Origin of the sequence: Lentzea sp. HUAS12 (assembly GCF_024125735.1) — a bacterium.
Classification (GTDB): domain Bacteria; phylum Actinomycetota; class Actinomycetes; order Mycobacteriales; family Pseudonocardiaceae; genus Lentzea; species Lentzea albida.
This window is the reverse complement of sequence record NZ_CP099738.1, coordinates 8247578-8259757: the sequence shown is the minus strand read 5'-3', so window position 1 is coordinate 8259757 and position 12180 is coordinate 8247578. Positions and strand designations below refer to the sequence as shown.

The window sequence follows — 12180 nt, the reverse complement described above, 5'->3', positions numbered from 1 at the left end:
GGTGAGATCTTGTCAACTCGTGTGCGGTGACTGGGGAGGCTCTTGTGGTGCCGTTCGAGCGAGGCCGCGTGTGGGTCGCCGTTCCGCAACCCCGCCAGCCGGTCGTTCCGTCACGAACGGGCGCGCAGTCCACCAAGGACACCATGCGCGACCTGCCGCACTCACCAGCTGAGCTCCCGGCACCGCTGCGCTGACGAGCCGCCCTCGACCTGCAGGGTCGCGTGCTCGATGTGGTACTTGGCCGCCAGCAACGCCTGCGCCTCCTTCAACACGACCGCGTGATCGGCGTCCTCAGCAGTGGTGAGGTGGGCGGAAGCCACCTCCATGCCGCTGGTGAGCGTCCACACGTGCAGGTCGTGCGCCTCGGTGACACCAGGCAGCTCGGTGAGCGCCTTCTGCATCTCCGTGACGTCCAACCGCTCGGGCGCGTGCTGGAACAGGATGTGCAGCGCGTTCTTGGCCAGCGAGTACGTCCGCGGCAGCACCCACACGCCGATGAGCACACCCATGATCGGGTCCGCGTACTTCCACCCGGTCGTGATGGTGACCAGCGCCGAGATCAGCACACCGACGGACCCGATCAGGTCGGCCAGCACCTCGAGGTAGGCACCCTTGACGTTGATGCTCTCCTTGGCGCCCTCCTTGAGGACGGAGAAGGAGACCAGGTTCGCCGCCAGCCCGAGTGTCGCGGCGATGAGCACCGGCCACCCAGGCACGCTCGGCGGGTCCTGGAACCGCCCGACAGCCTCGTAGATCACGTACCCGGCGACACCGAAGAGCAACACCGCGTTGGCCAGCGCCGCCAGCACCTCGGCCCGGTAGAAACCGAACGTGCGGTTCTTCCCGGCCTTGGCCCTGCGCGCCACCATGATCGCGGCCAGCGCCATCCCGACCCCGAGCACGTCGGTGAGCATGTGGGCGGCATCGGAGATCAGGGCCAGCGAGGACGTCGCGAAGCCCACGACGAACTCCACCACCATGAAGACCGCGCCGATGCCGAACGCGACCCACAGCTTGCCGGCGTGCTGCCCGCTCGCGCTCGCCGATCCGTGCCCATGCCCGTGACCCATGGTTCGGAACATATAGCGACATGCGCATGAGTGCAATCCGGCCTATTCCCGTCCCACTCCCTGGGTGATGGACGCCACGTCTCGGGGCCACAGGGGGTAGGTGTGAAACGGGGTGGCGCGGGTGCGCTAGGATCTTCCACGTAGCTACGGCCCCCGTAGCTCAGGGGATAGAGCACCGCCCTCCGGAGGCGGGAGCGCAGGTTCGAATCCTGCCGGGGGCACCAGCACCATCCGCACAAGCGCCGGTCAGACTCTGACCAGGCGCTTGTTGCTTTTCGGCGGCCTGTTCGCTGATCATCTCCGCCGCCCTGGTGATCTCAGGAACCGTGTCGGCCGGTATCCGGATGCTGATGTTCAGGTGATCGCCGTCGTCCGTGAGCTTCACAGTGAGACTGGTTGCCTCGAACAGCTTGCGCAACAACGGCTCCGGCGCATCGGTCAGGTTCTCACTCATGAGCGGCAGGGCGTTCAACAGATCGACATCGCCTACGTCTGGCCGGGCAGGCCCGGCCTTGTCGGCAGCGTCCAGCGATGCGATGGCGGCCAGCGCTGCCGCTCGCTCGGCGTCCAGGTCGTTGTAGGTGCCACGCAGAGCCCGCGTGAAGGGGTCGTCAGGGTCCCCGTTCTGCGCTTGCCTCATGACCGAGTTCTGACGGCGCACGAGGTCCGCCAGCGTGCGCTGGAGGCGTTCCCTGTCTGCGTCCCGTGCCAGCGCTTCACGATCGTCGAACGTCGCGAGGTCAGCAGCGAGGATCGCCCGACGATCAACGCCGAACACCCGATCGCCGTAGAAGCCGGACAGGGCGTCCAGGATCGCGTCCTCACGGATGTACACGGCTTTGGGATGCCGGACGTACTTGTCCGGTCGTCCACGGTTGTTGCTCTTGGGCCAGCACATGTAATAGGCGGCGTTGTGGCGGAAGTTGCCGTTCATGCGCCGACCGCACGAGTCAAACAGCATCGCCCGCAGCACATACGTCCGTGTCGTCTCGGGATGGACGTTGAGGTCGTTGCCGTCACGCGATCCACGCCGCACTTGCCGCCGCGCATTCAGTTCGTCGAACATCCATTTCGGGATCAGCGGCTCGTGCGCGGGCACAGTCGACCACACCCACAGCGCCGGGTCGTTGACCTTTCCGTGCCGCGACCGCGAGGCGCGGCGATTGAACACCTGGTACCCGGTGTACTTCGGGTTCCTCAGGATCTCATAAACGGAAGTCTTGCCCCACGCTCCACGTGCCCGCGTCTTTCCGGGCGGCACAGGCGGCGGATACTTCACCGGGTCCGCATTGAGCCGATCTGCGATCGTGGCGTAACCGATTCCCTCGTGATACCGCCACAACGCAATTTGAGCCACCGTCTCACCACACGCACCGTCAGGCTCAAGCCGGGTTTTCGACTGCCCCTTGTCGGCCTTGACAGGGTTCGGATGCCGATACGTTTTCGCCGCGTAGCCATATGGCGGTTTTCCAATGTTCCAACCCTCACGAACGTGAGTGCACAATCCGCCCCATGACTGTTCGAGAGTGTTGAGCACTTCGTACTCAGCAACACCCTGATTGATCCGTCGTTGCAAAATTCGTTGTGCTCGACTGCCAGTAAGGGTGATTGGCTCATTGGAAGCGAACAGGGGAACACCTGCGTGTTCGAGTTCCCTCTCAATCGAGAGCCCTTCGAACGTGCGGCGCGCGACGCGCGAGACGCTCTCGCAGATCACGACGTCGAACCTGCGGTTCGGGTGAGCCGCTTCAGCCAGCAGGTCAGCGACACCGCCGTCACGAGGGATGGGAATGTCGTACTTCTCGTAGCCGGTTCGCTTGCCGCGTTCGGCGAGTTCGAGGCGTCCAGACTCCACGTCGTAGAAGTGAGCGACGATCAGCCATGATTCCGGGATCGCTGCCCGACTGTTGCTCAGCTGCCGCATTGCCGACTGTCGCGGGTCTTGATTATCGTCGGTTGACGTACGCGCGAGGAATGCAACACGGACCTCACCACGCATGAGCGCGAGAGGCGCACCCAACGGCGACACCGCGTAATCCGACAGCCCCGACGGACCTGATACAGGTACACCGCCAGCTAGCGATGCCACACGATGAACGATGCCCGGCACGGGTGGATCTGCCGCTAGATCATCAGGCTTGCTCATGCCGCCTCCCTGCCGTCGCGGTTTTCACGCTCATTGATCCACACCAGAAGATCTTTGATCGCTGCAGCGAGATCCCTCCGAATACGTTCGCCCTCAGCGCCACCCACGTAGGTCACATGGCCGGAGTAGGTTCGATCTTTCCGGCGACCTCCCTTCTGATGATACCGCCACGCCACGTCATCAATAGCCTCTTCGGGACGGGATTCACTCGAAATGACAAGACTTTTCCGCAGCGGAATTATCTGTGCACCACCGTCGTCGGGAATCGGCACAGACTTGCCGCTCGCAAAGTCGTACACTGCCAGTTGCCCAGCGCAGCGGCCAAGACTGAACGCGTTGGCCAGGTCAGGCACCACGACCGAGACGTCCAAGTGCACCCGCCCTGACTCGGGGTCGTGCCATCCGCCGAGAACTCGCCCTTGACGTGCGAGCACCCGCGCCGCAGCGCCGACGTACGCAGCAAGATCATCACCAGTCACCGGCCGGTCGAACACTTGCTCTCGCTCCGGATGGATCGAGACGGCGTAGCCGCCACTCACGTCGGCCCCAGTGACGGGATCGACGGTGAAGCCGCCGTCGGGAACGGACAGCGCTTCAGCGAGCACACTCAGTCGGTCGGCAGTCAGGCCAGGTTGGGCAGTCACTTCGGCCCCCTCAGGGATGTACGCCGGTCGCCTGTGGGAGCGACCTTGAACATCCCTGAACTCCAAATATGACGCTGTTTTGGGACACGCGACCGCGAACTTTCTTTCGGCGCGAGACGCAGGCCGACGTCCAACAAACCCTTCGGAGGCACTCAGTCGGGTGCAGCAGGGGAAGGGTCTACACGTGCCCTGAACAGTCACGACCTGACGTTCAGGGGCTTCCTGTCTAACGGGCAGCTCGATGGGTAGCTAGGCCGGCAACTCCACAGGCACCCGTGCCAGCGCCCCGATGTCTCATGACCAACCACTTGCGTGCCTATGAGTCTGGGAGACCAGAGGAACCCCTTACGTCCCCGCTCACCTGCGGTCATGCACTCGTCAAGGGATGGCGCTCTAACAGGAACCCCTGTACGAACCCCAAGCTGAGCCCCCAGAGGAAGGCCAGCGACCACAGCCGAAATCGTCCACAGAGGACAAAGAGACGGCGGTGACCAGCGCCGCTAGCAGATCACTAGCAGCCGTGCAGAGCGCAGCTATGCTGCGCCGTGTGTCTGACTACCTTCAGGTGACCGTGGTCGCCGACAGCAAAGAAGTCGCCACAAGTCTTGCTCGCTCTGCGGTCACCACGCGCCACGCCGCAAGCGCTCAGATCGTCGGTCCGATCACGTCGGTCTACTGGCACCAGGGCGAACTGGGTGAAGGCCAGGAATGGCAAGCCGTCCTGAAGACCACCACGGCTCGCTACCCCGCACTGCGTGACCACCTGCTCTCCGAGCACCCCTGGAGCAACCCGGAGATCACCGCCGTGGAGATGCTTGGTGGCACCGATGAGTACTTCGAGTGGCTCAAGCGCACCGTCGAGCCGACCGACTAAGCGCGCACCTGCTCAAGCACTCTGGCAACACCGGCAGACGCCTTGAACTCTTGGAGCCGATCCACAACCCCGTTGATGCGTTCAAGCGGCCTGACCGAACCAACTCCCTGCGCAAGCCGCGCCGACTCCTGAGTGACCAGTGCCGCACGCTCGATCTCTTTGCCATCAATCAGCGCGTGCGCCAGCGACGTCATGTAGAGCGCTTTGTCACGCGCTTGAGTGTCATCGAATCGAGCCAACGCGGAGTCGAGCGTCTCAACGGCTCGGAGCGGACGCCTCAGTTCCGCCCAACAGCGACCGGCCATGATTTCGATCTCATTGTCGTCTACCCAGAACACCCAGTCAGGTTCTGGACGATCACTTCGTACCCTGACTGCGATCTTGGCATCTTCCAGCGCCCGTTCAGTCGCCTGATAGTCGCCCGCAACCGCGTAGGTCCACGCTTTGCGCTCAAGCAACAAAGCTCGAACCCTGGGCGTCGCATCCTTCTCGGCCGCTTCAAACGACGCTTCAGCAAGGTTGATATTCGGACCACTGGTACTGATCTCTTGATACGCGAGGAAGGCAAGAGCGTTTCCCACTAGCACGCCGTCCTTAGCCTCCTTCGCCGCTTTCAGGCTGTCGCGGTAGTGCCGCGTTGCTTCAGCCTGCATGCCCGCGTCGAACGCAGCCCAGCCTGTCATCTGGGCTTGCTCCGAGATCACGCCGACAAGCGCCGTACGCATCTTCGGCGCACAACTGACCGACTTCACGTATTCCTTGGTCGCCTCCAGTTCAGACGCATAGAGGCTGTACGTGTCCCTGCCACCAAGGTAGTTGTCCAGACGGCGGAGTCGCGCCGTACGGTCGAGAAGGTATTGCCAGTCGGACTCACCTGCGCGGCGTGACAGAGCGGGACCGAACGTAGTGGTCATGCCAAGCATTGCTCCCGCAGCAGCACCTATGAACTCGCGCCGGTCCACCTGACCCCTCACCTCTCGTGTCGACTCGATCGCGACCGCCAACTCTCCGACCGTGATCCGGAGAGCTTTCGCGATCCTCGGGCGCAACCACGCTTGTGGCGCGCATTCGCCACGTTCCCATCGACCAACCGTCTGAGGCTGTACTTCGAGCTCTTCCGCTAGACCTTCTTGCGAGAAGCCAACCCGCTTTCGAGCAACCGCAAGAGCGCTGTCCGCACGCGGCGTTTTGCGCTCGCTCTTCCCCGCGTTCGTCACTGACTGCTCTGGAACGGAAAGAAGTTCCTCAATGGAGGTCTCGAAGTATCGCTCCAGCAACCGGATAGTCGGCGTGCGCAACGTATCCGCCGTCCGCTCGCCAGCACAGAGCCTCTGCACGTGCCGAAGGCCCAAAGTAGCGATCTCACCGGTCTCGCGGGCGAAGGCTTCGAGTTGCTCCACAAACTCATCGATCGCGAGTCTGCGCTGCCTGATGCGTAGTGCGAGGCCCGTCCGCGCCGCGCCCTTTGAGGTGGTCATCTGAAGCCTCCCGTCCGCAGGCCCCGACTACGCCAACGAGCCGATCGGTGACCAAGTGTAGCTCCGCAGGTCTGAGATGCGGGCAGCTGATTGGGTACACCCGCAGCCAGCGCTCGCACAACGACCTGCAAGCGACATAAGCACGACTTGCACAAACACTGTTCGATTGAACGCTCACCCATGTAGGGCTACGAGCCCTTTCCAAGCTACCGGGACACTTCTCGATAAGCGGCCCTTACGCGCTTAAGGATCAAGAAGATCGACAGGATTAGATGAACCAACAGAAGCGTGAGCACGGCCGACATCGGGCCACCCACAGGAGTGTCCTTCTTTGTAGTCATCGCCGCAATAGCCAACGCGGATGTACCTAGGATTCCAACGAGAATTGTATAGGAAATATTTGCCTCAAGCTGATCGACGAGAGCAACCGTCCTAGAGTCTCCTCTCAGTATCTGACTGTCAACGATTCTAATTCGCACTTGGAATACGTGCACTAGAAGACCGAACAGCAGGGCAGTCAGGATGGAGACGCCACTTACAACTACTTCTATGCCCTGCAACTTGAAACCTAACCACAAAGCAACTGCAGCAACCAAGACCGGCACGCCGTAGAAAGAAAGATAGTCGGATATCCTTGCCCGCCCACTCCGGGCATCCACCAAAGTCCGAAGGTGATCCCGAACTATCTCCCTTGGCGCCCATTTACTCGCCACGCGGCACTACCATCTTTGCCCCAAGCTCCTCACGTGACCACGGCGAATTCGACCAGTTGGACCCGAGTTCGAAACCTAGAGAGCTCTTCAGTATCTCTACGCGTTGGCGCATAGAGGCATAGACGACGTCATCAGAAGGGCGCTCTTCAGCGCTATCATCTGCAAGCGGGTAAACAAGACTCACCGGATCTTCTGAGCCAAGAAGCAAGCGACGCTGCTGGTTGCCGTCGTAGAGATCCAGAGTGGTCTCGTCCAGGTCCCGAACAGGAATACCAAACAGCTCGTGAGCACGAAGCTCACCATTAATCAAGGCATCCTTTACCGCGCGCGCAAACTTCTTCTGACCCCGCTTCGGACGAACAGAAAACGACGCTTTACCTACGTTTTTCGATATCACAGGATCAGCAATGTCGGAACTTACCTCATACCGATTCACGTTGACACTAAGAACGTCGGCTCGGTCGAGGTAATCGCGCCACGCGCCATGATCAAGAAGCGCCTCCACCCGCAAGGTTACGTTATCGCTAGCAAAGTGATTCTTGAAAGCGGCTCGCAACTGAGACATAACCATAGAGGCCGCACCACGGCCACCATAGCGTTCAGCGAGAAAGAGTCCAAAGTTCGAACGATCAGGCATTACAAACATATTCCGCGTTATTGATACCGGAGATTCGTCTTCATCGAAACTGTGAGTCGTTTCGCCATCGAGCGCGTTGACCAGCTCGCCGGTTGTGCCAAACCTACCATATGCAGCCAAGAAGGAGACGGTGCGACCTGAGGGGTCAATTCCACGAGTGGCAAGGATTCGCTCGTACCGGTTGTCCACTACATGCTGAGCGGCTATATCCACAAGAAACCCGTGCACCAACGGCAAGAGATCAACACCTTTGCCCGCCACGTTATCCAGTTTGTATTTGTCATCGGGCTTGTTGGCCTGATGGACTGAAACCAGGTAGGCAACGTAGGCATGCTTCGCCATCGCCACTCCTTCAGAGTCGCACCACGTGACCGGGCCTGACCACGCGGTATGCGTAATCATCGGTAGATCCACCTCCCTCGTTAACGTCGATGCCTGCCTAGTTTGCAGATCGTAACGACGCACACCGACAAGATCATTTACGCAGACCCCAGCTGACTTGCTGCCTCAGCAGGCGCACCGCCCAAGACTGGTCAGCCCGAAGTCCTGTAGCCAGCAGGTCCAACATGGACGCCGCAACCAGCCTTCGACTACGTCAGCGAGGTCCTACGTCGGCGTCGCACGACCGGAACCGTCGCGGAAATTCGCAGCTCACGACGGCTTCGCCCTCGTGCGGATGCGGTTTCAATCTCGCCGGGGGCACCGAAGTCGAAGGCGATCTGTGTTCGCGGAGTGCGCGAACCGGGTCGCCTTCGGGCGTTTTCCGGGGGCCGAGCCCCCAGACCCCAGCCGGGGGCAAGCCCCCGGACCCCCGCAGGTGGCTGGGACCGTCTGTGAGTCGCCTTGCCGGGGGGCACCATGGACACACCCGAGATCTGTTCGCGGAAAGCGCGAACCGGGTCGCCCTCGGGCGTTTTCCGGGGGCCGAGCCCCCAGACCCCAGCCGGGGGCAAGCCCCCGGACCCCCGCAGGTGGCTGGGACCGTCTGTGAGTCGCCTTGCCGGGGGGCACCATGGACACACCCGAGATCTGTTCGCGGAAAGCGCGAACCGGGTCGCCCTCGGGCGTTTTCCGGGGCCGAGCCCCAGACCCCAGCCGGGGGCAAGCCCCCGGACCCCCGCAGGTGGCTGGGACCGTCTGTGAGTCGCCCTGCCGCGGCACCATGGACAGTGGTTGTGCACGCACGTCAGGTTCGGTTCAGTTTCCCGCCCGGCCGGTGTCGTACGCCCACATCGCGATCTCGACCCTGTTACGGGCGCCGATCTTGGCCAGCAGGCTGGCTACGTGGGTCTTGGCGGTCGTCAAGCCGATGAACAGCTCGGCGGCGATCTCGGCGTTCGTGCGGCCGCGGGCGACCAGTGCCAGCACCTCCTCCTCGCGTTCGGTGAGCGGCTCGACCGGTTGGGTCCGCCGGCTCGACGGTTCCCTGGCGGCGAGGGTGGCCAGCAGTCGCCGGGTGATGTTCGGCGCGATCAGTGCGTCACCGACGGCGGCGGCGTGAACGGCCTGGACGAGCAGCTCCGGACCGGCGTCCTTGAGCAGGAAGCCCCTGGCGCCGGCCCGGAGCGCGCCGTGGACGTACTCGTCGAGGTCGAACGTCGTGATCACCACCACCGCGAGCGGATCCGGGACGTCCCTCCCCGCGAGGAGACGGGTCACCTCGATGCCGTCGAGCCCGGGCATCTGGATGTCGACCAGGCACACGTCGGGACGGAGCCGATGCGCCAGCTCGACGGCGGCGTGGCCGTCGGCGGCCTGGCCGACGACCTCGATGCCGGGCTGCGCGTCGAGGATCATCGACAGGCCGGTGCGCACCAGGTCCTGGTCGTCGGCCACCAGCACGCGCACCGTCATCGGCGTGCCGCGGTCGGCAGTTCGGCGTCGACCGTCCACCCGCCGCCCTCGGGCGCCGGGCCGGCACTCAGCGTGCCGCCGAGCAGCTGCACGCGCTCGGTCATCCCCAGCAGCCCGAAGCCGTGGTTCACCGACCGCGACGGGTCGACCTGTCCGTCGTCGGTCACACGCAGTCGCAGCCTTCCCGCGGCCTCGACGACCCGGATCTCCACACGCGAGGCGTTGCGGGCGTGCCGCAGGGCGTTGGTCAGCGCTTCCTGCGCCAGCCGGTAAACGGCCGTGTCGACCTGGAGCGAAAGTTCGTGCAGGTCATCCGGCAACTCCACGTCGACGACCGGGAGCGGGTCGCGGCGGGCGAGGGTCACCAGGTCGGCAACGCCGGGCTGGGGGACGTACCCCGCCGGCGCTCCGTCGCGCAGCACCCGGACCATCGCCCGCATCTCCGCCAGCGCCCGCGACGCTTCCCCCTCGATGACCGCCAGCGTCTCGAGCGCCGCTTCAGGTCGCTGCGCGGCGATCGCCCGGCCCGCCTGCGCCTGCACGGCGATCGCCGAGACGTGGTGGGCGACCATGTCGTGCAGCTCGCGTGCGAGGCCGACCCGCTCCTGGCTGCGGATCTGGTCCAACGTCCGGCGCCAGCTCTCGGCGCGGTAGCGGAACGCCGCCCCTCCGGCTGCCGCCGCCGTCAGGACGGCGATCCCTCCGATGAGCTCGGTCGGTCCGGCGTGGTCGGTCACACCGCCGAACACCGCGGCGACCGCCACCACCGCCAGCCCGATCACGATCTCGCGCCCCGAGCCCCAGCGGACCAGCGCGTAGACGAACACCAGGACGTAGATCATCGTGTCCAGGCCCACGCTCTGGGCCCCGCTCAGCAGGCTCGCCAGACCCAGCGCCGTCGCGGTGCCGAAGGCCACCACGACACAGGCCAACGGGTGGGTGCGCCGCCACAGCAGCACCGGCGCGAGTCCGACCGCCACGATCGTGGCGAACGGCCGCCAGGCGACGTCGTCCCGGAGGACTCCCTCCAGCAGCGCCGCCGCCACCAGCACCCCGACCAGGACCCAGTCGCGCGGCACCCGGCCGGGAGCGTCCGCGGCGCGGGGCTCGGCCCACAGCGAGCTCAGGGCGTTGGTCATCACCTGCTCAGCCTAAGGATCGCCGGGGCGTCGGGGACCGATCTAAAGAACGAGACGCCGCTCCTCCCGAAGGCGGAGGCGGGTCCGGCTTCGACGCCGATGTGCCCACCGCCGGGCTCGGCGATCGTGGATCCACCGATCCTCGACGACAACGGAGCCCATGGTGAGAACACGTCAAGCCACCACCCCATTGGACGACCAGCGGATCTCGGTGAGAGCCAAGCTCGCCGCAGCGTGGACGAGCGTCATGTTCCTGTACGCCTACGTGGACATCATCGCCTTCTTCAAGCCCGGCGTCGTCGATGACATCCTGGTCGGCGTCGTCTGGGAGTTCGACGTCAGCCAGACGTTGCTGACCGTCTTCGTCGCGCTCATGGCGATCCCGATCCTCATGGTCGTGCTGTCGATGACGCTGCCTGCCAAGGCGAACCGCGTCACGAACCTCGTCGTGGCCTCGATGCAGATCCCGTACGCGGCGTTCAACGTGGTCGGCGAGTCCTGGACGTACTTCTACGGCCTTGGTGTCGCACTGGAAGTGATCGTTCTCGCCTTCATCCTGCGGTACGCCTGGACCTGGCCCCGGACCGCTCCGTCGGCGGTCACGGCCACCAGCCCGGACCGCGACCCCGTTCGCGCCCAGTAGCGCTGAACGCCCACCGGGCCCGGCCGTCGTCGGCACGCGGTCCCGTTGCTCTGCAGCTGGCAGGATGGGGCGCAGGGGGTCGTGCTCGGCGGACGCGCGTTCCCCTTCCCGGCCCGAGGATTGGACGCAATGGGACGCTCGTCGGTGTTCACGTTCCAGTACATCGCCATCGACACGGAGGCCGGTGTCACGCCGGAGCAGTTCGAGACCTTCGTGCGCGCTGAAGGCGTTCACCTGCCCCTGTACCCGGGGTGGCGGTGGACTCTGCTGCGCGGGTTGCGCGGAGAGCGGACCGGGCAGTACCTGATGTTGTACGAGATCGAGAGCGCCGAGCAGCGCGATCTCTACGTCACGGCCCGGGGTGAGCAGACCGAGCCGGCCCGGGAGTTCTGGGCGCGGCACCCCGAGGCGGAGGCCGTGCTGGCGCGGTGGCGGCGGCTGGGCACTTACGGTGAGCTGCCCACGTTGTTCACCGACTACCGGCTGCTGGCCGACAACCCGCGGAGCACGGTCACGCCCGGTCCCCGCTACCGCGACCGCCCTGGGGAGGAGCCCGTCGCCAGGGTCGTCGGGATCCACAACCTGGCGTTGCGCGCCGGCGTGACCGAGGAGATGTTCGACCGCTTCATCGCCGAGAACCACCACCGGATCGACGACTACCCGGACTGGCGGTTCCACGTGCTCAAGGGCGAGCGGGGCAACCGGCTCGACCAGTACGTGATGATGATGGAGATCGCGAGCCTGGACGCGCTGGACGTCTTCTACCCGGAGCCCGACATCGCCACCGGTGAGGCGGCGGAGTTCGCGGCCGCCCACCGCGACACCAAGCAGATGTACGAGGAGTGGAAGCGGCTGGCCTCGTTCTCGGGCTCGCCGCAGATCTACACGGACTACCTCGCCGTCGCGGAGAACCCGGCGTAGCCACGCACGACCGGGACCGGCACGGGATCAGGGCGTTAGAGTCGTCGCCGAGCTCGGCGGC

General features: G+C 64.4%; 9 protein-coding genes, 1 tRNA gene and 1 pseudogene. 4 read left to right on the top strand and 7 right to left on the bottom strand.

Going from position 1 to position 12180, the window contains the following annotated elements; genetic code table 11:
* Positions 1-161: 161 nt before the first annotated feature.
* A complete protein-coding gene (locus tag ND450_RS38710; RefSeq protein ID WP_089921614.1) occupies positions 162-1070 on the bottom strand; it encodes a cation diffusion facilitator family transporter in 909 nt (302 codons plus the stop codon).
* Positions 1071-1219: 149 nt separating this feature from the next.
* On the opposite strand from ND450_RS38710, the gene ND450_RS38705 reads away from it, so the two are divergent.
* Positions 1220-1294 (top strand) — tRNA-Arg (locus ND450_RS38705).
* A gap of 824 nt (positions 1295-2118) precedes the next feature.
* Here ND450_RS38705 and ND450_RS38700 read toward each other — a convergent pair.
* Together ND450_RS38700 and ND450_RS38695 are read right to left on the bottom strand one after the other, a co-directional pair.
* Positions 2119-2994, bottom strand: a pseudogene (locus ND450_RS38700) (recombinase family protein); the annotation flags it as partial.
* A 218-nt stretch (positions 2995-3212) separates the two neighbouring features.
* On the bottom strand, positions 3213-3860 hold the full coding sequence (locus ND450_RS38695) for a hypothetical protein (RefSeq protein ID WP_253323067.1): 648 nt from the start codon (positions 3858-3860) through the stop codon (positions 3213-3215).
* 535 nt (positions 3861-4395) lie between these two features.
* On the opposite strand from ND450_RS38695, the gene cutA reads away from it, so the two are divergent.
* Positions 4396-4734: a divalent-cation tolerance protein CutA gene (gene cutA / locus ND450_RS38690; RefSeq protein WP_253323066.1), complete on the top strand. Its 339-nt coding sequence runs from the start codon at positions 4396-4398 to the stop codon at positions 4732-4734.
* On the opposite strand, the gene ND450_RS38685 is transcribed toward cutA, so the two are convergent.
* The 4 genes from ND450_RS38685 to ND450_RS38670 form a co-directional block, all read right to left on the bottom strand.
* A complete protein-coding gene (locus tag ND450_RS38685; protein ID WP_253323065.1) occupies positions 4731-6212 on the bottom strand; it encodes a helix-turn-helix transcriptional regulator in 1482 nt (493 codons plus the stop codon). The genes cutA and ND450_RS38685 overlap by 4 nt on opposite strands.
* Positions 6213-6914: 702 nt before the next feature.
* Entirely contained in the window at positions 6915-7904 is a 990-nt protein-coding gene (locus ND450_RS38680; protein ID WP_253323064.1) for a hypothetical protein, read from the bottom strand.
* 855 nt (positions 7905-8759) lie between these two features.
* Positions 8760-9416, bottom strand: coding sequence for a response regulator transcription factor (locus tag ND450_RS38675; RefSeq protein WP_253328106.1), 657 nt, complete (start codon positions 9414-9416; stop codon positions 8760-8762).
* Positions 9413-10558 carry a sensor histidine kinase gene (locus ND450_RS38670; protein WP_253323063.1) on the bottom strand — a complete coding sequence of 382 codons (1146 nt, stop codon included), beginning with the start codon at positions 10556-10558 and terminating at the stop codon, positions 9413-9415. Before ND450_RS38670 ends, ND450_RS38675 begins: the two co-directional genes overlap by 4 nt.
* A gap of 157 nt (positions 10559-10715) precedes the next feature.
* Here ND450_RS38670 and ND450_RS38665 point away from each other — a divergent pair, with 157 nt between their 5' ends.
* The gene (locus tag ND450_RS38665) at positions 10716-11198 is read left to right on the top strand and encodes a DUF6326 family protein (RefSeq protein ID WP_253323062.1); all 483 of its coding nucleotides are present in this window, start codon (positions 10716-10718) and stop codon (positions 11196-11198) included.
* 129 nt (positions 11199-11327) lie between these two features.
* Entirely contained in the window at positions 11328-12119 is a 792-nt protein-coding gene (locus tag ND450_RS38660) for a hypothetical protein (protein WP_253323061.1), read from the top strand.
* Positions 12120-12180 lie beyond the last annotated feature (61 nt).

Coding starts and splice junctions, on each gene's coding strand:
- ND450_RS38710 (WP_089921614.1), bottom strand. CDS start 1,070: ATGGGTCACGGGCATGGGCACGGATCGGCGAGCGCGAGCGGGCAGCAC.
- cutA (WP_253323066.1), top strand. CDS start 4,396: ATGCTGCGCCGTGTGTCTGACTACCTTCAGGTGACCGTGGTCGCCGAC.
- ND450_RS38685 (WP_253323065.1), bottom strand. CDS start 6,212: ATGACCACCTCAAAGGGCGCGGCGCGGACGGGCCTCGCACTACGCATC.
- ND450_RS38680 (WP_253323064.1), bottom strand. CDS start 7,904: ATGGCGAAGCATGCCTACGTTGCCTACCTGGTTTCAGTCCATCAGGCC.
- ND450_RS38675 (WP_253328106.1), bottom strand. CDS start 9,416: ATGACGGTGCGCGTGCTGGTGGCCGACGACCAGGACCTGGTGCGCACC.
- ND450_RS38665 (WP_253323062.1), top strand. CDS start 10,716: ATGGTGAGAACACGTCAAGCCACCACCCCATTGGACGACCAGCGGATC.
- ND450_RS38660 (WP_253323061.1), top strand. CDS start 11,328: ATGGGACGCTCGTCGGTGTTCACGTTCCAGTACATCGCCATCGACACG.